This window comes from Sorangium sp. So ce327 (assembly GCF_051530205.1).
Classification (GTDB): Bacteria; Myxococcota_A; Polyangia; order Polyangiales; family Polyangiaceae; genus Sorangium; species Sorangium cellulosum_B.
The window spans coordinates 639031-659846 of the sequence record NZ_CP150330.1 but is presented as its reverse complement, the minus strand read 5'-3'; the positions used below and the strand labels follow the sequence as shown (position 1 = coordinate 659846).

The following is a 20816-nucleotide window of genomic DNA, read 5'->3' as shown; positions in this document are numbered from 1 at the left end:
GCCCGCTCATACCACCGTACGGCGCCGCGCGATCGCCTGATAGCCGGCGGTCAGCACGATGGCGCCGATGAGCGACATGAAGAAGCCGGCCGGCTCACCCTCACGGTACATGAACAGCATGCGGCCGAGCAGCCCGCCTATGAAGGAGCCGACCACGCCGATGATCATCGAGACGACCCACCCGCCCGGCTCACGTCCAGGGACGATGAGGCGCGCCAGAGCACCGACGACGAGGCCAAACAGGAGAAAGAGAATGAACGACATGGTGAACCTCCCAGAAAGGAGCGAAGTGCTCCTCGTTGCTATGCAGGCTGTTCAGCAAACGCCGCGCCATGCCCTGGAGTCCCGGCTCTCCACAGACGCCCAGCCGAGCTGAACGCCGCGGACAGAGCGCTCGCATCGCCGCATTCGCCGCGAAATCCGACCGCAGCGCGGTGCGCCTCCAGGAGAGCGGGGGCCGTCCGGTCGGATCGTGGGACTGCTTGCTTGGCCGCCCCGTGGCGTATTGCCTCAGGCGAGCCGAGAGGCAGAGCGCAGGCGAGGTAGCCTGCCCCAATCGCCCTTCCGCGTCCTCGAAAAGGCCGTTTGCGATGGGATGGCGCACCGGTTGCTAGTTCCGGAGGTTGCCAATGCGAGGTCAACGGCGGCGGCGCGCCGCAGAGAGGCTCTGCGGCGGCCACGCCACGAGGAGGATGCAATGAGCAACGCAAGCGATCGCAATGAAGGGGCAGCCGAAGAGCTGGGCGGCAAGATCAAGAAGGGCCTCGGCCAGCTGCTCGGCGACGAGCAGATGGAAGCGGAGGGCCGCGCCAAGGAGCTCCGGGGAAAGGTACAGAAGGAGGACGCCAAGGCGGAGGAGCGCGCGAAGGGCGCGCTCGAGGAGGCCGCCGGCGCGATCAAGAACCGGGTCGGCAAGCTGGTCGACGACGAGCAGATGGCCGCCGAAGGGAAGGCCAAGGAGCTCAAGGGAGAGAACCGGCAGAAGGCCAATCAGTAACCAGCGAGAGGGCGCGCCCTGGCGCCGCCCGCCGGGGCGAGCCGCCTCCGGCGCCGCCCTGGCCGCTCCCCACTCACCAGACGCGCGCGCGGCCGTCTCCGGCGCTGGCCCGCGGGCCAGGCCGTCACGCCTCCGTCGCCGAGACGCCGTGCCGCTGGAGGAGCTCGCGCAGGTGGCTGCGGTCCATCCGCGCCGCGCGGGCCGCGCGCGAGAGGTTGCCGCCGTTCGCCCGCACCAGCGCCGTGAGGAACGTGCGCTCCCAGCGCGCCACGGCGCGCTCCTTCGCCTCGCGGAACGACAGGCTGAGCTCGTCCTCCCGGGGCGCCGGGAGCGCCGGAGCCCCGCTGTCCGCCCCCTCGGAGCCCATCACGGCTTCGCGGAACAGCGCGGGATCGATCATCAGCACCGCGCGCTCCACCGCGCCGCGGAGCTCGCGGACGTTGCCCGGCCAGTCCTGCCGCATGAAGGCCTCCAGCAGCTCGCCGGGGGGGCTCTGGTCCTGGCCCTGCGCGAGCTGCCGGTAGAAATGCGCGGTGAGCAGCGCGATGTCGTCGGGGCGCTCGCGCAGCGCGGGGACGCGGAGGCGGACGATGTTGAGCCGGTAGTAGAGATCCGACCGGAAGTTTCCGCGGTTCACCTCCTGGCGGAGATCGCGGTTGGTCGTCGCGATGACCCGGATATCGAGCTTGGTCGGCTCGATCGTGCCGATGCGCCGGATCTGCCGCTCCTCGAGCACGCGCAGGAGCTTCGGCTGCATGTCGAGCGGGAGCTCGCCCATCTCGTCGAGCAGCACGGTCCCGCCCCGCGCCGCCTCGAAGGCGCCGGCGCGCGCCGCCTGGGCGCCCGTGAACGCCCCCTTCGCGTGCCCGAAGAGCTCGGCCTCGATGAGCGTCGGCGGGATGGATCCGCAGTCGATCACGACGAACGGCCCCCCCGCGCGCGGGCTGCTCTCGTGGATCGCCTCGGCGAGCAGGCCCTTGCCCGTGCCCGTCTCGCCCTCGATCAGCACCGTCGAGTCCGACGCGGCGATCCGCGGCAGCGCCCCGAAGATGCGGCGCATCGCGGCGCTCTGCCCGAGCACCCGGCCGTACCGCTCCTCGTCGCCGAGCGGCTCGCGGATCTCCTCGGCCAGCGGCTCGAAGCGGAGCGTGGACTGCCCGACCCCGAGCGAGGCGCCCGGCAGGAGATAGGCCGCCTCGACGCGGAAGCCGGAGAGGGTCGTGCCGTTCTTGCTGCCGAGATCGCGGAGAAAGAACCCCCGCGGGGTGACCGAGATCACGCAATGATGCCGGGACACCGCCCGGTCGGTGAGGATGAGCTGGTTGCCGGGCGCCGTGCCGATCACGAACTCCGTCGCGTCCGACGTCTGGGACGCCCCGGCGTCCGGGCCGGCGGTCACCTGCACGCGGAAGCGGCTGAACGCGATCTCCTTGGAGCGGACCTTGAGGAGCGCCGTCTCGGCGCTCGGATGGATCTTCGGCTCGGACGCCATTTCGCCAGCCTACCACAGGGAGCGCGGCGCGAGATCGCCCGCCGGCCCGCGCGCCCCGGCGCGCGCAGCAGCGCCGCGTGGCGTTGACGTCAGCGCGTCAGCGCGCCAGCGCCGCGCCCCGGCGGCTCGCGCCGGAGAGCTCTGGCTCGCCACCGTCAGGGCCTTTGAACCCGTGACGATGACGTGCCGGATACGGGCAGTGTGGACTCATCGTAAATACAATTTCTTTTGTCGTTGGCTCCGGAAGGATAGGAAGGATGACCGGCGGCCGGGCCCGGCGGTCACGGCCGTCACGGCAGGCGCGCGTCCTCGCCAGCGCCTCGGCGAGCCTGCCTCTCGCGTGCTCCCCTTGTCGCTTCGGCGCGCGGCGGCTAAGAGGTCTCCCCATGATGCGAGGCGCGCGCAGCGATATCACGAAGGCCGTCGGTGACACGCCGATCGTCAAGCTGAACCGGGTCACGGAGGGGCTCGAGAGCGACATCTATGTGAAGTGCGAGTACCTGAACCCGGGCGGCAGCCACAAGGATCGGGTCGCGCTGAACATGATCCGCGACGCCGAGGCGAACGGGCTCAAGCCCGGCGGGACGATCGTCGAGGCGACCAGCGGCAACACGGGCGCCGCGCTCGCCATGGTCGCGGCCATCCGGGGATACAAGTGCGTCTTCGTCATGCCGGACAAGATGTCGCAGGAGAAGATCGCGACGCTGCGCGCCTATGGCGCCCGCGTCGTGGTCTGTCCCACCGCCGTCGAGCCCGACGACCCGCGCAGCTACTACCAGGTGGCGAAGCGCATCGCCGACGAGACGCCGAACTGCTTCTACGCGAACCAGTACCACAACCCGTCGAACCCCGAGGCCCACGTCCGGTCCACCGGCCCCGAGATCTGGGCGCAGTGCGGCGACGAGCTCGACGTCTTCGTCGCCGGCATGGGGACAGGGGGCACCCTGAGCGGCATTGGCAAGTTCCTCAAGGAGAGGAAGCCGGAGATCAAGATGGTCGGCGTCGACCCGGTCGGCTCGCTCTATTACGATTACGTGAAGACCCAGCGGATCACGAAGCCGTTTGCCTACAAGGTCGAGGGGATCGGCGAGGATTTCTTCCCGAGCACGATGAACCTCAAGATCATCGACGAGATCATCCGGGTCGACGACAAGGAGTGCTTCCTCATGACGCGGGACCTCGTGCGGCTCGAGGGCCTCTTCGTGGGCGGCTCCGGGGGCGCGGCGGTGGCCGGCGCGATCAAGTATGCACGTCAGAGCGGGAAGAAGGAGAACATCCTCGTCCTCTTGCCCGACGGCGCGTCCAAGTACATCTCGAAGATCTTCAATGACGACTGGATGCGAGAGAATGGTTTCCTCGAGGAGGACAAGGGCCTCGGGACGGTGCGCGACCTGCTCGCCGTCAAGCCCAGCGGGGCGGTGGTCACCGCCGACGCGAACGCCCGGGTCCGCGAGGTCATCGACATGATGAAATCGCACGGGATAAGCCAGCTCCCGGTGACCCAGGACGGCAAGCTGGCCGGGATGGTCCACGAGATCGACCTGCTCCGGCACCTCGTGACGGGGAGCGGAACGCTCGACTCGAGCATCGGCGGGCTCGTCGAGAGCGACTATGCGACCGTGACGCCCGCGACGAAGGTCGAGCTCCTGAAGGGCGTCCTGAGCGACGCGAAGATCGCGCTCGTCGTCGACAAGGAGACGGTGCTCGGCGTCGTGTCCAAGATCGACCTCATCGACTATCTTGCCCGCAAGGCGACGCCGGCCATCGGCTGAGCGCCCGGGCTCCGGCTGGAAAGGGACGATCGCGGTGACCTACGATCTCGACACGGTGCGGCGCGCGCTGCACGACCATATCGCGAAGGAGATCCTGCTGCGCAAGGCGCCGCTCGCCCTGGACGAGGATCTGTTCGCCGGCGGATCCGGCTTCGACTCGATGTCGCTGACGCGGGTGCTCGTGTTCATCGAGCAGCGCTTCGGCGTGAAGATCCCGGACGAGGAGGTCGACCTCGACGCGGTGTCGACCGTGGACAGCATGGCGCGCTTCGTCGCCGGCCGCATCGCGGCCGCGCAGGGCTAGCGGGGAGCGCGTGGCCGGCACGTTCCGCCTGCGCGCCGAGGACCTGGCCGCGCGCGGCGACGCCGTCGCGCTCGCGTCGCGCGGCGCCGCGGTGACCTACGCCGAGTTCGCGGCGCGCGCGGCGGCCGTGGGCGCGGCGCTCGCCGGGGCGGGCGTGCGCCCGGGCGACCGGGTGGCGCTGCTCTCGCTGGGCCGGGCGCACGACGAGCCGGTGGCGCTCGCCGGGGTGCTCACGGCCGGCGCCGTGGCGGTCCCGCTCGACGCGACCGCGCCGCCGGCGCGGCTCGGGCGGATCGCGCGGGCCCGGGGGTGCCGGGCGCTCGTGCTCGACGTCGCGGCTGCGGGCCTCGCGGACGGCATCGACGCCGAGCTCGGCGGCGGCCTGCCGCGCGTGGAGCTCGACGCCGAGGGGCGCGCGCTGCGCGGGGCCGCGCGCGCCGACGCGGGCGGCGGCGGCGCTTGCGACGACCGTGCGCAGGACGTCGCGTGCATCCTGCACACCTCGGGCAGCACGGGCGAGCCGAAGCCGGTCCCCATCACATGGGCTGGGCTCGACGCGTTCACGGCCTTCTGCATCGACCTCGTCGGGCTCACGCCGGCGGATCGGGTCCTCCGCGTGGCCGAGCTCGTCTTCGATCTCGCCTGGTTCGACCACCTCGCGACGTTCCGCGCGGGCGCGACGCTCGCCACGATGGCGCGGCGCGACCTCGCCTCGGGCCGCGCGCTCCGCGACGCGGTGAGCGCGCTCGCGCCGACGGTCATCTACGGCGTGCCGTCGATGTTCATGAAGCTCGTCGCGGCGCTCCCCGCGGCGGACGCGGGCGCGCCGGCGCCGGCTTTCGCGCTCTCGCCCGTGCGCGCCATCCTCTTCGCCGGCGAGGTCTTCCCGCCGCGCGAGCTCGCGACCCTGGCGGCGCGGGCGCCCGGCGCGGCGCTCTACAACCTCTATGGCCCGACCGAGACGAACGTCTGCACGTTCCACCAGGTCGATCGCGCGGCGCTCGATGGGGCGAGCGAGGTCCCGATCGGCGTCGCGTGCCCCTACGCCGACTGCGCGCTGCTCGCGGAGGACGGGGACGGCCGCGTCGTCGACGGCCCCGGGACGGGCGAGCTCGTGGTCTCGGGGCCGACGACCGTCGACGGCGGCCCGTACCGGACCCGCGACCGGGTGGAGCGCAAGGCCGACGGGCTCTTCTACTTCCGGGGCCGCATCGACCGGATGGTGAAGATCCGGGGTTACCGGGTCGAGCCGGGCGAGGTCGAGGCCGCGCTCGCGTCACACCCCGCCGTGCGCCAGGCCGCGGTGATCGCCGTGGAGGATGCGCGCCTCGGCAAGACGCTGCGCGGCTTCGTCGCCCTCGCAGGCGACGCGGACGATCGCTCGCTCAGGCTGTATCTTGCGGAGCGGCTGCCCCCGTACATGGTCCCGGACACGATCGTCGCGATGGACGAGCTGCCGCGGACCTCGACGGGGAAGATCGATTATCGCGCGCTCCCCGGGTGAGACGCATGTCTGGAGCCACCGCAGCGTCGTGAATCCACGATAGCGAGATTGCCACTCTGTTCAACGGGGCCCACGTCACGGCCCAGGCTCGACAGGGTGGACAAGGCGCAGTCGCCGTCAACCGTTCGGCGCCATCATGAACCACTCGTGGTACACGTGCGCCACATAGAACCGCTCGCCCGGCACGCGGTCGCACACGGCGAGGAATCCGGCGGAGAAGAACTCGAGCCGAGGGTCGTCGACGTAGGTCGTGTCCTTCAGGAAGGCGATCAGGCTCTTGCCGTCGTCTCCGATGATCGTGCGGACGATGGTGATGTTGGGGTGGTGCGACCGGCCCACCGGCAAGAGCACGTCATGTCCCGCGATCTGCAGGAACTCTGCCGGATCGGGCTTGTAATCGTCCTCGAGGTCCGGAGACGCGGGCTCCGGGAGCCACGAGGGCCGCTCGCTCGGATCACGGAGGTGCCATTCCCACGAGTCCGGCCCCTCGTGCTTCTCGATGATGCGGTCGTACCGGAAGCGCTTGAGCTTCGCTATCGTCTCGGGGGACAGATCCGCGAGACGGAGCGGCGGAGAGGTGTGGCTGGACATGCGGAAACCTAGCACGGCCCGCCCTGGCCCACCCCTCGCCCCCATCGCGCCGCGGAGCACGCCGCGTCGCCGGGATGGCGGCGGTGACAGGCGCGCCCGTCACCGCCGCGCGTCGCATCAATGCGCCCCGATCTTGGCGCCCGCGCTCGCGCGGGCCGACGCCGACGCCTTGAAGCTCGGCTTGGGGATCGAGATCTTCGGCGCCTTGATCTGCACGTTCACGCTGGGCGGCGTCACGCGGATGCTCGGCGCCTTGACGTGCACGTTGGCCTTCGCGTTGGCCTTGGCAGCGGCGCCCGCCCCCGCGTGGACGTGGACCTTCGGGTCGATGTCGGCCTTCGCCTTCAGGTCGGCGTGCGCGAGCGCGCGGGCGTGCACGTCCCAGTCGGTCTTCACACGCACCTTCACCCGCGGGGCGCGCGCGTGGACGGCGAACGCCGCCCCGGCACGGTAGCCGCACAGGGCCACCGCCGAGCGGCCCGCGTTCCGCACCGCGATGGTCAGCTTCAGCGGATCGGCGGCGAGCGCGAGCTTGCCGGTCAGGTACGCCCCCGCGGCCACCCCCGCCGCCGCGGTCGCGGCCACGTCCGCGGTCGCGACCGCCGGAGCGAGGACGACCACCTGCGGCGCCTCGGCCACCACGCCGAGCGTGATCTTGCGCTCGCCAAGGTCGATGGGCTTCAGGTCGGCGTCGAGCACATAGACGCGGACCTCGCCGGTCACCTCGTCGACCAGGAGCTCGAGGCGGTCGTCGCCCACGATCTCGATGCGCCCGCCGTGCGGGCCGAGCTTGCCCTCCGGCAGCCCGAGCTCCGCCGACGCCTTGGCGTTGGCGAAGAGCTCGGCGGTGCCGCCGGCGGGCACGTGCAGCGTCCCGTTCCACGGCTTGCCGGCGACGCTGAGCGTGTAGCCGATCTCGGTGAGATCCGCCTCCAGCTTGGGGCCGGCGGCGACCAGGAGGCCGGTCTTCGCGTCGAGCGTGAGCGGCACGGTCTTCTCCCCCGAAGCGTCCTTCCACACCAGCGTGCCGCTGACGTCCTCGCGGATCGGCTTGCCGTCCGGACCCGTGACCGCGGCCTTGACGTTCCCGTCGGCAGCGACGTTGAAGGCGGCCTTGCCGCTCTCGTGCTCCTCGACGTAAGCGCCTTCGCCGATCGCCGACTCGGCGGTGGCGGTGGCGGTCACCTCGACCGTCGCGTTCGCCTCAGCCGGCTGCTCGCTCTTGCCGCAAGCAGCCGCGGCGGCGATCAGCAGCAGGGCGAGCACTCCGGAAACCTTGGTGATCTTCATGAAATCCTCCTCTGTGCCAGCGAACCCTCGGCGGGAGCCGCGACTTCGCTTGAGCCGAGACGCCGAGGGTTGAACCTCCCCGGGCGCGCCGGCTGCGGAGCCCATCATACGCCGAGATGCCCTGGAAGGCGCGGACGAGCACGAATATCGGTAGGAATCAAAAGATCCAGGGAAACAGAGGTAGGACAATGGCACTCACGGCCGCCAAGCGGCCGTGTCGTGCCTACCGGCGATTCGTTCAGCGAGCCGTGCGTCCACGTCGAGCGCGATGATCGATGATCGATCGCCCATGATCGGTGGCCGCCCGCGCCCCGGCGCCGTGTTCAGGGGCTCTCGGCGCCCTGATCTCCGCCCACGTCCAGGATCTGCGGGCACTTGCGCGCCACCGCATCACACTCCGGAGGAGCCGTCTCGAGCGAGCTCAGCGCCGAGTCGCACGTGAGCTCCCGGACCCGCTGCGTCTGGGCGAGCAAGCAGACCTCGTACTCGGCCACCGTGGCGGAGCAGCCGGCGCGGTGCTCGGTCGGAGGCATGCAATCCGCTGCGTGGTCGTCCTGCTCCGCGGCCGCCTCGTCGGCCGTGGAGAGGCACTCGTCCTTCACCGTGCCGCACGGCTGCCCGACGGCGGGAGACGCGACGAGGCCCAGGTACTCACAGGCATCTTCCTTGGAGAGCTTCACCCTCGCCGCGAGCGAATCGCAGGCGGATTGGACGTCATCGGCCGTCAGATCCCTGAGCTGCTTGGAGCTCACGGCGCTGTCCGTCGGGGCGGAATCTGCACCTTCGCCGCCGCACGCAGCGAGGAACAGGACGGTCAACAAGGCCCCGAGATGAGTCGAATGCTTCATTCGTTGGTTCCCTTTCTAAGTGCGGCCGCCAGCGCGGGCCGTGAGCGCACCGGGAGCAAACCGTGTACCGCGAGCTCAGCTGTGCACGATGGGATCGCACGGCGCGGTCGAAGCTCGATGAAACCGGACAACGACATCGGAGATGTCGAATCCACCAAGCGGGGAAAGCAGGCGATCCCCGGCGGTCCGCTCGCCGCGAGAGACCGAGACGTCCCCGCCCGAGCGCCGCGCGGCGGGGCTCGCCTCGACATCGCGTCTCGACATGCGGCGACGACCGCGGCGGCAGAGCGCGCCTCCGCAGAGTCCCGGGTTCACCGTGTCTCGCGCGGCGCCAGCGTCCAGAGGGCCCGCGCGCCGGCGCTCCCTCCGTGCACGCGCAGCGCGGCCGCGCGGCGCCACGACGGCGCGGCGCGGCGCGCCGGCGGCGCAACGGCGAGTCGAGACGCGCCGCGCCTCCGCCCCGGCGCGAGCCTCGATAGCCATGCTCCGCCGCCTCATGTGTAGTCGCCTGTCGGTGCGGCAGCCCCGCCGCCCGGCGTTCGTGCGATGAGCTGGCCTCCACACAGACCTGTTGTACGGTCGGCCGCGCCGTGACATCATCGCGCGCCGTCGGGTGGATGTACTCAGCTCCAGCGTGGATGTCGGGAAACCGCTTTTGACCTACCACCTGGGGCGAATCCAGGCCCGGGCCAAGGCTGCGTCGGTCCCTCGATGATCACGACGCCGAGCTCGCAACAGGCCAGGCACCCTCCGGATGTCCCGGTGTCCATCGGGCCGTGGCGGGTGCTCGCGCCGCTCGGCCGCGGCGGGATGGGGGTCGTCTACCGCGCTCAGCACAGCGTCACGGGCGCGCTCGCGGCGCTGAAGACCGTCTGCGTGGGCGACGAGAGCCTCGTCTCCAGCATCCGCCGCGAGATCCACGCGCTCCGCGGCGTCGAGCACCCGGGCGTCGTGCGGGTGCTCGACGAGGGGGTCCAGGGCGGGCTCCCGTGGTACGCGATGGAGCTGATCGAGGGGCGCACGCTCCGCGATCACAACCAGGAGCGCTGGCGCGCCCGCGGGAGCGTGAGCAGCGAGCCGACCGTGAGCGTCTCCACGGCCATGAACGCGCAGGCCAGCACCGCGACGGCGGAGATCGCGCCCGCGTCGATCATCCCGCGCTCGTGCCAGCCCTTCGCGCCGCGCCCGTTCCACCGCGCGGCGGGCGGCGCGCTCCGCCAGGCGCTGACGCTCCTCCGCGCGATCTGCCGGCCGCTCGCGTACGTCCACGGCCGGGGCCTCGTCCACCGCGATCTCAAGCCGGACAACGTGTTCATCCGCCCGGACGGCACGCCGGTGCTCTTCGACTTCGGCCTCGCTTTCCAGTTCGAGGGCCACACAGGGCGCGACGTGCTCCAGGCGGGCGGCAGGCTGATGGGCAGCCCCGACTACATGTCCCCCGAGCAGATCCGCGGCGACCTCGTCGACGCGCGCGCGGACCTCTACGCGCTCGGCTGCATGATCTACGAGGCCGTGACCGGGGGCGTCCCGTTCCTCGGCGACTCGAGCTCCGTCGTGCTGTCCATGCACCTCTACGCCGAGCCGCTCCCGGCCTCCGAGCTCGTCGCCGACGTGCCTCCCGCGCTCGACGCCCTCATCGCGCGGCTCCTGAAGAAGCGCCCCGAGGACCGGCTCGGCTACGCCGACGAGGTCGCGACCGCCCTCGCCGAGCTCGGCGCGGCCGACACCCCGCCGCACGACTGGAGCGGCGCGGCGCGCGTGCGCGTGCGCGTGCCGAACGCGCAGCCGTACCTGTACCGGCCGCGCCTCGCCGGGCGCGAGGAGGCGCTGCAGCAGATCACCGCGGCGCTCGAGCGCGCCCACGAGCGGCGCCAGGGCAGCCTCGTCGTCGTCGGCGGCGAGAGCGGCGTGGGCAAGACGCGCCTCGCCGTCGAGGCGGCGCACCAGGCGGCGCTCAACCGCATGGCCGTGGTCACGGGCGCGTGCGCGGCCGTGTCCGCCGAGGTCGAGCGCGAGGGCGCGGTCAAGGCCGCGCCGCTGCACCCGTTCCGGCCGCTCCTGCTCGCGGTGGCCGACCGGTGCAACGAGCTCGGCCCCGCGGGCTACGACGCGCTGCTCGGCCCGCGCGGCAGGGTCCTCGCGCCGCACGAGCCGTCGCTCGCCCAGCTCCGCGGCCACGACCGCTACCCCGAGCCGCCCGAGCTGCCGCCGGACGCGGCGCGCTACCGGCTGCGGACCGCGCTCGCCGACACGCTCGCCGCGTTCGCCGCGGCGCGGCCCGTCCTGCTCGTGCTCGACGACCTCCAGTGGGCCGACGAGAACTCGCGCGCCGTCCTCGAGCACCTCGACGCCGACTACTTCGCGGCCCATCCCGTCGTCCTCCTGTGCGCGTACCGGACCGAGGAGACGTCGCCCGCGCTCTCCTCGCTCCTCGGCGCCCCCTGGGCCTCGCGGCTCGAGCTCGGGCGGCTCGACCGCGGCTCGGTCGGGCGGATGGTGCGCGACATGCTCGCCCTGGACGAGCCGCCGGAGGCGTTCGTGCAGTACCTCTTCGAGCAGTCGGAGGGGAACCCGTTCTTCATCGCCGAGTACCTCCGGGCCGCGATCCAGGAGCGGGTGATCTACCGGGACGAGGCCTACGCGTGGCGCATCCGCGCGGGCGCCGAGGGCGCCGCTGCAGAGCGGCTCGCCCGCGCCGCGCGCGGGAGCCAGCCGCCCGCGCCGCTGCCGCTGCCGGGCTCGCTGCGCGAGCTCGTGGCGCGCCGGCTGTCGGGGCTGAGCCGCGAGGCGCTCGCGCTCGCGCGGCTCGCCTCGGCGCTGGGCCGCGAGCTCGAGGAGCGCCTGCTGCTCGGCGCCGCGGGCCTCGCCGAGGTCGACGCCATGGACGCGCTCGCGGAGCTCGCCCGCCGCCACGTGCTCGAGGAGACGGAGCCGGGGCGGCTCGGCTTCGTGCACGACAAGCTGCGGGAGATCGTCTACGCGGGCATCCCCGAGTCGGAGCGGCGGGCCCTGCACGCCGCCGCCGCGCGCGCGATCGAGCAGCGCCACCGCGACGCGCCGGGCCTCGCGCTGTCGTACCCGCTCCTCGCCCACCACTATGGAATCGCGGGCGCCGTCCAGAAGACGCTGGAGTACCTCGACAAGGCGGGCGCCCAGGCCCTCGCGACGGGCGCCTCCGGCGACGCGGTGGATTTCTACAAGAGGGCGCTCGACCTCGACGGCGCGCACCCGCCGGAGGAGCGCGCGCCGCCGATCCGGCGCGCGCGCTGGGAGCGGCGGCTCGGCCAGGCCCACTACAACCTCGGCGATCTGCTCGGCGCGGAGCGGCACTGCGCGGCGGCGCTGGAGCTGCTCTCCCGGGACGAGGCCGCGTGGCTCCGCGCGGGAGAGCGCGCGGCGAGCGGCCGCGCGGGCCTCGGGGAGCGGCTGCGCCCGGCGATGGCCTCGCTGAAGCAGCTCGGCCTGCAGCTCGCGCACGTCGCTGGCCTGCCGGCCCCGGTCGCGCGCGACGCGGCCGAGCGCGCGCGCCTCGCCGAGGCGTCGCTCGCGGCGGAGAAGCTGTCGGAGACCTACCTGTTCCGCAACGAGCCGACGCTCGCCTTCCTGGCCGCGCTGGCGGCGACCAACGCCGCGGCGCGGCTCGGCCCGTCGCTCGCGCTCGCGCGCGGGTACGCGACCCTGAGCGTCGCGTTCGGGTACGTCCCGTGGAAGGCCGTCGTCGACGCCTACGCCGCGCGCGCGACGGCGGTCGCCGCGGCGCTGGACGACCCGCAAGGCGTCGCGTTCGTCTCGTGCCTGCGCGGGCTGACGGCGCTCGGCGAGGGCCGGTGCCGCGACGCGCGGGCGCTGCTCACCCAGGCCGAGCGGCTGGCCGAGGCGCTGCACGACCGCCGCCGCAAGGAGGAGTGCATCACGCTGCTCGCCGGCGCGGCGTACTCCGAGGGCCGCTGGAGGGAGGCGCTCGACCTGTACGGCGCGCTCGTGATCGCGTCGCGCGAGAGCGACAACGCGCAGGGCCACATCTGGGCGGAGAGCGGCCGCGCGCAGTGCCGGCTGCTGCTCGGCGACGGCGAGGGCGCGATCGCCATCTTCGACGCGCTGTCGGCCGAGGTGCAGCGGCTCGGCGACCGCACGCAGCAGATCACGCACGGCCAGGTCGCGCTGGGGCACCTGCTCCGCGGCGCGCAGGGCGAGGCCCGCGCGGCCGCCGAGCGGACGCTCCCCATGCTCCGCGAGGGACAGCCGGCGGGCTACCACTGCCTGTACGGCTATGCGGCGGCGTGCGAGGTGCTGCTCGCGCTGCTCGAGGACGCGCCTGGCCCGGCGGAGCGGCGCGAGCTCTCACGCCTCTCTGCGGAGGCGTGCCGCGCGCTCGGCCGGTACGCGCGCATCTTCCCCCTCGGCCGCTCGACCTCGCTCCGCCTGCGCGGCCTCGCCGCGTGGCTCGCCGGCGGCCACGCGCGCGCGAGGCGGCTCTGGGCCGCGGCGATCGACGACGCCCTGCAGCGCGGCCTGCCCGTCGAGGAGGCGCGCGCCCGCTTCGAGCTCGCGCGGCACCTCCCGCGCCGCGATCCGGAGCGCGAGCGCCAGATCGCGCGCGCCGCAGCGGTCTTCTCCGCGCTCGATCTCCAGCACTGGCGCGACCGGGTGGCCCGGCTGCGCGAGCGCTAGGACCTCGCGTCCCGGACGAAGAGCACAAAAAAAGAGCGCCCATTCGACGGCGGGGGGAAGCCGTCACGGGCGCTCTGCCCTTCCGCTTTAGCAGGTTTAGCAGGACACGGGCCAGGGCCCGACCTTGCTCGATTCATGGAGTTGACCTTAAGGATGCTCCTGACATCTTTCGAACCTGAGATTCTCGATTGCAGGTCTGAACACGATGAATGCGCGGGGACGCGGCTCGATCTCCTCTGTCTGGAGCGGACGCCGCTCGGGCGCGCCGAGCGCGGATGACCGTTTTGGACCGTGGTCACAATCACAGATCGGGGCCGTTCACCGCAGCACGCACGGCGCGATGACAACCGCTGAATCCCCCCTCTCACGAGCGCGTCTAGCATCGCGTCCGATCGTGAATCGGAGCGTTCCCGTCGCGCCGCTCACCGAGGCAGACCGAGCAGCAGAGAGAGAGGCTCGCCCCCGGCGCTCACCCGCCCTCACGTAGGGCGCAGAGGCCATCCACCAGGAACTCCGGAATAATCCATGTGCCTAGAACACGTGATCTACCGCCGAGACGGAGCGAGAGAGGGCCGAGACGTCAGGCCATCACTGACGTTATCCGTTGGACAATGTACCGACCCAGGGTATACACCGACGATCATTGACGGCATGTTCCCAACACACCGGCAAAACACACAGGGAATCCATGCATTATCTCCGGCGCCCGTGCCCTGGACGACGAATTTCCGCGTCGACTGGGGGACGATAAGGCCTCATAAAGGAAGGCGAACAGGCGTCACCGCGCATCTCTCGGAGGATCGGAAAGTTCTACACGGTAGAGAGCCACCATCCATCACCGGCGCAGGCGCCCCCAAGCAAACAGGGTGAGCTACGTCCATCATCGCCAGTGACCGCGCGAAGCCAGGGCGACACCGGCGACAGGCACGTTCAACGTGCGGCACTCGACATCGTGAAACCTACTCAACACATCTCCTCGCCCTACCTGCCCGCTGCCGCACCGGCATCGGAGCGGACTCCCTACCAGCCGATCTCGGCGATCGTCGGCTCATCGCACTATCGCGCCCTGTCGGACGACGCGCTGAAAGACGAGGACAACGCCGCGTGGGTGCTCGGCCTCGCGCCCGACGTGAAGCGGGCGTGGCTCGATCGCATCCGCTGGATCCGGATCGTCGATCGCCTCGCCGAGAACGAGCGCCTCGAGCCGCACGCGCGGCGGTTCAGCCGCTTCATGGTGGCGTGGAGGCGCGTCCGTTCCTGCGGCTTCGTCGATCCGTGCTGCCCCTTCGCGCGCGAGCTCTCCGCCATCCACGCGCTGTGGCTCCGCCGCCCCGCGCTCGATCGTCCCGACCTGGACGAGATGCAACCGCGCTCGCTCGCCGCCTGGGACGCCTACTTGCTCGCCCTCGCCGACTACCACGCTCCCAGCCTGCTCATCCGCACCCTGAAGGAGCACGACACGATGCTCGTGCGGCTGTCAGGCCATATCTTTCAGCTGGTTCCGTTCCTGACGAAGGAGCACTGGGACGCTGCCGGGGAGTTCGGCCGGCTCGATCAGTTCTTCAACAACCTGAGGGACATGCAGGAGGACGCCGATCGCGGCATCTGCTACCTGCCCGAGGAGGAGCTCGCGCGCCACGGGGTCACGCGCGCTCAGGTGATCTCCGGACGGTGCGTCGACACGCCCGGATACCAGGCCCTGATGCGGTACTGGCTCGATGAGGTCATGCCAGCCCTCTACGCGCGGGCGGCGCCGTTCATCGAGGCGCGCGGCCTCCACCCCTCGCTCCAGATCATGAGGGAGTGGAGCCTGCGCCGTTATGCCCGCATCACACGGGTGTTCCGCGCGACCGGCTTCGATCACCGCCGGTTCCCCGCGCGGTACTGGGCCGAGGTGCGGCGCGACCTCGCCGAGCGGCGGCAGCTCCTCCGCGCTCACCCCGTGTAACGCCTCACCGTCGAGAGGAGCGCGTCCGGATCGAACGGCTTGCCGAGCCACGCGTCCGCGCCGACCTCGGCCGCCCGCCGGTGCGCGTCCGCCGCCGCGGTGAGCACGACGATGGGCGCCTGACGCCCGTGCCGGACCTCGAGCTCGCGCGCGAACTCCGGGCCGTTCATCACCGGCATCTTCATGTCGAGCAGGATGAGATCCGGCAGGTCGTGCTCCAGCTTGGCCAGCGCCTCGCGACCGTTGCACGCGATCTTGACCCGGTAGCCGTCCTCCTGGAGCACGAGGGAGACGAGCGCCACGAGATCCGCGTCGTCCTCCACGAGGAGCACCGTCTTTGCGTGTCTGTCGCTCATCGTCGATCGGCCGCGGGGGCCTCGCTGCTGAGTGGAAGGGTGAAATAAAACGTGCTGCCGCTGTCCTCCTCGCTCTCGAACCAGATACGGCCGCCGTGACGGGTGATCATGTCCTTTGCCAGGAACAGCCCTATCCCCATGCCTCCGTAGTCGTGTCGGGTGTCCGTGTGCGCGCGGAAGAAGCGCTCGAAGATGCGCTCCTGCCTGTGGGCGGGGATGCCGACGCCCTGGTCGCGCACGGACACGACCGCCTCGAAGCGCGGCGCCGCGCCGTGCCGCTGCGAGAAGAGCGCGGCGTCGCAGGAGGACGGCGGCGACGACGCCGGCGCGCGCTCGGCGACGGCGACGCGCACGTCGACGTCGCCGCCGTCGGGCGAGTACTTCACCGCGTTGTCGAGGAGGCTCGCGAGCACCTGGCGCAGCCGCTCCGGATCGGCGCGCACGACGGGCGGCCGCTCGGCGTCGAGCGACAGCCGCACCCGGTGGCGGCTCGCCGACTTCGCGACGCGATCGACCGACTCCTGCACGAGCTCCTTCAGATCGACGTCCTCCTCGGAGACCTGGAGCACGTCGAGCGTGACCTGCGAGATGGCCAGGAGATCGTCGACGATGCGGTTGATCCTGTCCGCGCCGCGGTCGATGGCCTCCAGCATCTTGCGGCGCGGCGCCGGCAGATCGTTCGAGTTGCGCAGGAGCGCGAGCGCGTATCCCTTCATGATCGCGACCGGCGTCTTGAGCTCGTGCGCGCCGACCCGGATGAACTGATCCTTGACGAGATCGAGCTCCATGAGCTCCGTCACGTCGCGGGCGACCGCGACCGCGCCGAGGACCGCCCCGCCCTCGCTGCGGATCGGCGCCGCGCTGGTCCGCAGGAAGACGTCGCGGCCCGCGCGGCCCTCCGCGAGCACCTGCTCTTCCTGCACGATGGTCTCGCCGGCGAGCGCCCGCACCATGGGCAGCTCGTCGCGCGTGAAGGCGCGGCCGTCGCTGTGGCGCATCCGGCCGAGGTCCATCACCTCCTCGACCATCCGGCCGGCTTGCTCCGAGCGCCCCGAGAGGCCGAGCAGCCTGAGCCCCGACGCGTTGATCATCGTCAGCCGGCCCTGGCGATCGCACGCGAACACCCCCTCGACGAGGTTGTCCAGCACGGCCCCGAGCTGCGCCGCGCGCTGCGCCGCGTCCTGCAGCAGGCGCTCGCGCTCCGCCAGGTAGCTCCGCGTGCGCCGGGACGACTCCTCCAGGCGATCGACCATCGCGTTGACGCCGCCCGCCAGCGCGCCGATCTCGTCCTTGAAATAGACCGGGATCCGCTCCAGCCGGTCGACCTCGCCGCGCTGGACGATCTTCTGGATGACCGCGGCGACCTGCTGGAGCGGGCCCGCGAGGGCGCCGGCGAGGAAGCCCGCGCAGACGGGCGCCCAGGTGACCGCGACCATCGAGAAGATCGCCAGGGTGAGCTTCAGGCCGGGCTTGGCCGGCCCCGCCGTCTCGCCGAGCACCATCGCCGCCATCCAGCTCGTCGGCGCGATGGCGAGGCAGGCGCCGAGGATCACGAGGCGGACGGCGAGCGAGTAGCCCTTGCCGGGCATGGAGAGGCCGCGCTCGCGCGCGATGAGCGAGATCACGCCGGCGGCGGGGGCGAGCAGGCGGCCGAGGATGCTGTAGGCGAGCGGCAGCGCGGCCGCGAACAGGGCCAGCGCGAACAGGGCCAGCGCGACGCCGCGCTGGACGCCGAGGGGGCTCTGGTCCGGCGCGATGAAGTAGAGCGCCATCGTGACCGGCAGGTACAGGAGCCCCCACGACACGGCCCAGACCGTCGCGAACGCGAGCGGGGTGTCGTAGGCGGCGTTCGCCGCGGCGAGGACGACCTCCTCCGGGGGCGCCGCGCCGCCGCTGCTCGTGTCCTCGACGCCCGCGCCGCTCTGGAGGCGATGGGCCACGGAGTACTGCCGCAGGCGCTCGATCGGGCGCAGCATGTGGACGAGCAGCGCGATCAGCCCTCCCGTCTTGACGAGGTACATGAGCCCGATCAGCCCGAGCAGCCGCGCCTGGACCGCCGAGTCCACGACGCCGAGGAGGCGCAGGTGAGCGACCGGGACAAGCAGGCTGTACGGCAGCTCGATGCCGAACGCATAGGCCACGACCCGAGGCGTGAACGACAGAGTCCGCGACCTCCCCGGATTCCAGATTCTAGCCCAGGCGGCTCGGCTGATGGCCACGTCCGTCACCCCCCTTGTTGAAGCATGGCTGCGGGGTTCGCGCCTCTGGAGCCCCTCCGCGCCAAGTTGATGAGTCAGGTCGTCAGGCAGCTTTGCTATGAAAACCAATGAGCGAGTTGTCGACCGTTTTGCGCAGCGGCTCGTGTCGATTCGATCGACTCCGACTCACACGTTCCGTCCGCGCGCGGGCGTTCTGCGATTTTCCTGATCAGCTCAGGGACTGCCTTATGGCGTTCCTGGCGATCAGGAAAAGGATGGTGAGCACGTGGCGCGCGCGCAGGCCGCTCGCCTCACCGCGGTAGACGGGACGCACGCTGACCTCGCAGACGCGGAGCCGGCGAGCCGCGAGGGCGGCGAGCAAGTCGTTCGGATAACCGTAGCGGGGCCAGAGGCCATCGAGGTCGAGCGCGTCGATCGCGCGGGCCGAGATGGCGGTGTACCCGCACTGGCTGTCGGAGAGGGCGTCGAGCCCCGCCGCACGGCGGGTGAGCTCGGCGAGCGCCGCCGTCGCGGCGAGCCGCTGGAGAGGCATGACGCGCCACACGTCGGGGTGGCGCAGCCGATCGCCCTTCACGTAATCGGCTTCGCCCGAGGCGATCGGGGCGACGACGCGCGGGAGATCGCGCGGATCCATCTGCCCGTCGCCGGCCATGACCGCGACGGCCGAGGCGCCGAGCGCGCGAGCGCGCCGGTAGCCGGCGACGATCGCCGCGCCGACGCCGCGGCACTCCGGGTGGACGAGCACCTCGAGGCGCTCGTCCCCGAGCGCGCGCGCCATCTCGGCCGTGCCGTCTCGACTGGCATCGTCCACGACGATCACGTGGTCGACAAAGGCGGGGACCGACGCCGCCGCCTCGGAGATCCATCGCGCCTCGTCCCGCGCGGGGATGACCACTGCGACGCGCGCACCGTGGAGCACGCGGATTCCTAGCGGAGCGAGCGGCCTCCGGCAACGCGATCGACGCCGCGACGACACGCTCGGCGTCGCGCCGCGAGCCGTGCGCGCCGGACGTATTACCTGCCAGCGCGCTTGCGGAGCTCGGCGTAGGAGCCGCCAGGCGTGGCCGTCTCGACGGGCAGCCCGGCCGGCCCCCACCCCGCCTCGGTGAGCGCGCCGAACGCGTCGCGCGGCCCGTCGAAGCCGGCGCGTTGCTCGATGACGGCCGTGTAGCCGGCCGACACCATGGCCTCGGCCGCGCGCATCGAGCGCTGTCCGGACTTGCAGCCCACGATGATCTTCGCGTCCGTGGGATAGAGGGCGCGGACCACATCGAGGAAGTCGGGGTTCTGCTTCATGCCGCCGGCGCCGGCGTGCATGAGCGGCACGTTGTGCGCGCCGCTCGGGTGCCCGGCCGCATATTCGGGCTCGCTCCGGACGTCGAGGTAGAGATACCCCTCCTCGTCGATGAGCTTCTTGGCCTGCTGGGGAGATACACGCTTGATGTCCGCCATGGGGCGCAGTCTACCCCCGGCGCGGCGCGCTCGTCAGAACGTATGAATGAAGAGCCCGCTGCGGAGCTTCGGCTCGAACCACGTGCTCTTCGGCGGCATGAGCAGCCCTGCGTCGCTCACCGCGAAGAGCTCGTCGATCTGCGTGGGATGGAGGTGGATCGCCATCGTGAACGCGCCCGAGTCGACGCGTCGCTCGAGCTCGGCGACGCCGCGGATGCCGCCGACGAAATCGACGTGCTTGTCGCGGCGAGGGTCGCTGACGCCGAAGATCGGGCCGAGGATCTGGTCCTGGCAGATGGAGCAGTCGAGCGAGGCCACCGGGTCCTTCGCGTCGAACGACCCCGGGCGGACCCTGGCGGTGTACCAGCGGCCGCCAAGGTAGAGCCCGAAGGTCCGCGGCTCGGCCGGGGCGGCGGCCGCGCCGTCCGTCGCCGGCGCGACGTCGAGCCGCTCGCCGAGGGCCGCGAGCAGCGCCTCCGCGCTGCGGCCGGCGAGGTCCCGCACGACGCGGTTGTACGGCATGATGTTCATCTGGTCGTGCGGGAAGACCACGGCCAGGAAGACGTCGTGCTCGCCGCCGTCGCCGCGCAGCTTCCTGTGGACGCGCGCCGCCGCGGCGCTGCGGTGGTGGCCATCGGCGACGTAGAGGGTCGGGATCGCCTGGAAGCGCTCCTCGATGTCGGCGGTCGCCGCGCGGCCGAGGACCCAGAGCTTGTGCTCGACGCCGTCGGCGGTCGTGAAATCGTAGATGGGCGGCGACTGCAAGGCCTCCGCGACGGCGCCGTCGATGCCCGCGTCGGCCCGGTACGTGAGGAACACCGGCTCGTCGTGGGCGCCGAGCTCCTCGATGTGGCGGGTGCGGTCGTCCTCCTTGTCGGGGCGCGTCTTCTCGTGCTTCTTGATGACGTCCTGCTCGTACTCGGCGACCGCGGCGCAGCCGACGACGCCGATCTGCCGGTGATCACCCATCCTCTGGGCGTAGAGGTAGAGGTGCGGCTCCGGGTCCTGCGCGAGGTCGCCGCTCGCGATGAGATCGGCGAGGTTCTGCGCGCCGCGGGCGTAGACGGCGTCGTCGTGCTCGTCCGTCCCCTCGGGCAGGTCGATCTCGGGGCGGGAGACGCGGAGGAAGCTGTGCAGGCCTCCCGCCGCGAGGACGCGCGCCTCGGCGGTCGAGATGACGTCGTACGGCGGGCTCGCGACGCGAGCCGCCTGGGCCTGGGGGGGTCGGTAAGCGCGGAAAGGTCGGACGGTAGCCACGCGGAGCGACTAGCCCAGCGGCCTGGGCGCGTCGAGGCGGCTCGCGCGGCGGGAGCTGCTGCGGCGGGGCGGGCAGGCGCGCGCGCCGGCGCGGCGGCGCTTGCACGGTCCCGGC

At 71.8% G+C, this 20816-nt stretch carries 16 protein-coding genes; 6 read left to right on the top strand and 10 right to left on the bottom strand.

The genetic code is table 11. The features are described from left to right. Positions 1 to 6: 6 nt before the first annotated feature. On the bottom strand, positions 7 to 264 hold the full coding sequence (locus WME95_RS02425) for a GlsB/YeaQ/YmgE family stress response membrane protein (RefSeq protein WP_437549160.1): 258 nt from the start codon (positions 262 to 264) through the stop codon (positions 7 to 9). A gap of 433 nt (positions 265 to 697) precedes the next feature. Between WME95_RS02425 and WME95_RS02420 the strand changes: the two genes are divergently transcribed. Further along, positions 698 to 997: a CsbD family protein gene (locus WME95_RS02420; RefSeq protein ID WP_437549159.1), complete on the top strand. Its 300-nt coding sequence runs from the start codon at positions 698 to 700 to the stop codon at positions 995 to 997. Between the two features lie 124 nt (positions 998 to 1121). On the opposite strand, the gene WME95_RS02415 is transcribed toward WME95_RS02420, so the two are convergent. Further along, positions 1122 to 2489 carry a sigma 54-interacting transcriptional regulator gene (locus WME95_RS02415; protein WP_437906820.1) on the bottom strand — a complete coding sequence of 456 codons (1368 nt, stop codon included), beginning with the start codon at positions 2487 to 2489 and terminating at the stop codon, positions 1122 to 1124. A 386-nt stretch (positions 2490 to 2875) separates the two neighbouring features. Between WME95_RS02415 and WME95_RS02410 the strand changes: the two genes are divergently transcribed. Genes WME95_RS02410 through WME95_RS02400 form a run of 3 tightly spaced genes read left to right on the top strand, consistent with a single transcriptional unit; the run spans position 2876 to position 6069 of the window. Then, the gene (locus WME95_RS02410) at positions 2876 to 4261 is read left to right on the top strand and encodes a cystathionine beta-synthase (protein ID WP_437549155.1); all 1386 of its coding nucleotides are present in this window, start codon (positions 2876 to 2878) and stop codon (positions 4259 to 4261) included. Positions 4262 to 4295: 34 nt separating this feature from the next. Then, entirely contained in the window at positions 4296 to 4565 is a 270-nt protein-coding gene (locus WME95_RS02405) for an acyl carrier protein (protein ID WP_012233072.1), read from the top strand. A gap of 10 nt (positions 4566 to 4575) precedes the next feature. Further along, the gene (locus WME95_RS02400) at positions 4576 to 6069 is read left to right on the top strand and encodes an AMP-binding protein (RefSeq protein WP_437906819.1); all 1494 of its coding nucleotides are present in this window, start codon (positions 4576 to 4578) and stop codon (positions 6067 to 6069) included. 117 nt (positions 6070 to 6186) lie between these two features. On the opposite strand, the gene WME95_RS02395 is transcribed toward WME95_RS02400, so the two are convergent. From WME95_RS02395 to WME95_RS02385, 3 genes are all read right to left on the bottom strand, one after another. Then, a complete protein-coding gene (locus tag WME95_RS02395; protein ID WP_437906818.1) occupies positions 6187 to 6660 on the bottom strand; it encodes a hypothetical protein in 474 nt (157 codons plus the stop codon). 117 nt (positions 6661 to 6777) lie between these two features. After that, positions 6778 to 7950: a hypothetical protein gene (locus WME95_RS02390; protein ID WP_437906817.1), complete on the bottom strand. Its 1173-nt coding sequence runs from the start codon at positions 7948 to 7950 to the stop codon at positions 6778 to 6780. Between the two features lie 323 nt (positions 7951 to 8273). Beyond that, complete coding sequence (locus WME95_RS02385) at positions 8274 to 8798, bottom strand: hypothetical protein (RefSeq protein ID WP_437906816.1); 525 nt, start codon at positions 8796 to 8798, stop codon at positions 8274 to 8276. A gap of 762 nt (positions 8799 to 9560) precedes the next feature. Between WME95_RS02385 and WME95_RS02380 the strand changes: the two genes are divergently transcribed. Beyond that, the gene (locus WME95_RS02380) at positions 9561 to 13469 is read left to right on the top strand and encodes a serine/threonine-protein kinase (RefSeq protein ID WP_437906815.1); all 3909 of its coding nucleotides are present in this window, start codon (positions 9561 to 9563) and stop codon (positions 13467 to 13469) included. A gap of 952 nt (positions 13470 to 14421) precedes the next feature. Further along, entirely contained in the window at positions 14422 to 15417 is a 996-nt protein-coding gene (locus WME95_RS02375; RefSeq protein ID WP_437906814.1) for a squalene/phytoene synthase family protein, read from the top strand. Here WME95_RS02375 and WME95_RS02370 read toward each other — a convergent pair. The 5 genes from WME95_RS02370 to WME95_RS02350 all read right to left on the bottom strand — a co-directional run bounded on the left by WME95_RS02370 (position 15405) and on the right by WME95_RS02350 (position 20701). Beyond that, a complete protein-coding gene (locus WME95_RS02370; protein WP_437549138.1) occupies positions 15405 to 15773 on the bottom strand; it encodes a response regulator in 369 nt (122 codons plus the stop codon). The genes WME95_RS02375 and WME95_RS02370 overlap by 13 nt on opposite strands. Then, positions 15770 to 17914 carry a HAMP domain-containing sensor histidine kinase gene (locus tag WME95_RS02365; RefSeq protein WP_437906813.1) on the bottom strand — a complete coding sequence of 715 codons (2145 nt, stop codon included), beginning with the start codon at positions 17912 to 17914 and terminating at the stop codon, positions 15770 to 15772. Before WME95_RS02365 ends, WME95_RS02370 begins: the two co-directional genes overlap by 4 nt. Before the next feature lie 286 nt (positions 17915 to 18200). Continuing rightward, entirely contained in the window at positions 18201 to 18911 is a 711-nt protein-coding gene (locus WME95_RS02360; RefSeq protein ID WP_437906812.1) for a glycosyltransferase family 2 protein, read from the bottom strand. Positions 18912 to 19006: 95 nt separating this feature from the next. After that, entirely contained in the window at positions 19007 to 19444 is a 438-nt protein-coding gene (locus WME95_RS02355) for a rhodanese-like domain-containing protein (RefSeq protein WP_437906811.1), read from the bottom strand. 33 nt (positions 19445 to 19477) lie between these two features. Beyond that, positions 19478 to 20701, bottom strand: a complete 1224-nt coding sequence (locus tag WME95_RS02350; RefSeq protein ID WP_437906810.1) for a DUF1015 domain-containing protein — start codon at positions 20699 to 20701, stop codon at positions 19478 to 19480. Positions 20702 to 20816 lie beyond the last annotated feature (115 nt).

Bases quoted from the DNA above. Each gene is read 5' to 3' on its own strand.
- WME95_RS02390 (WP_437906817.1), bottom strand. From the start codon at position 7,950: ATGAAGATCACCAAGGTTTCCGGAGTGCTCGCCCTGCTGCTGATCGCC.
- WME95_RS02415 (WP_437906820.1), bottom strand. From the start codon at position 2,489: ATGGCGTCCGAGCCGAAGATCCATCCGAGCGCCGAGACGGCGCTCCTC.
- WME95_RS02420 (WP_437549159.1), top strand. From the start codon at position 698: ATGAGCAACGCAAGCGATCGCAATGAAGGGGCAGCCGAAGAGCTGGGC.
- WME95_RS02355 (WP_437906811.1), bottom strand. From the start codon at position 19,444: ATGGCGGACATCAAGCGTGTATCTCCCCAGCAGGCCAAGAAGCTCATC.
- WME95_RS02370 (WP_437549138.1), bottom strand. From the start codon at position 15,773: ATGAGCGACAGACACGCAAAGACGGTGCTCCTCGTGGAGGACGACGCG.
- WME95_RS02410 (WP_437549155.1), top strand. From the start codon at position 2,876: ATGATGCGAGGCGCGCGCAGCGATATCACGAAGGCCGTCGGTGACACG.
- WME95_RS02395 (WP_437906818.1), bottom strand. From the start codon at position 6,660: ATGTCCAGCCACACCTCTCCGCCGCTCCGTCTCGCGGATCTGTCCCCC.
- WME95_RS02425 (WP_437549160.1), bottom strand. From the start codon at position 264: ATGTCGTTCATTCTCTTTCTCCTGTTTGGCCTCGTCGTCGGTGCTCTG.
- WME95_RS02385 (WP_437906816.1), bottom strand. From the start codon at position 8,798: ATGAAGCATTCGACTCATCTCGGGGCCTTGTTGACCGTCCTGTTCCTC.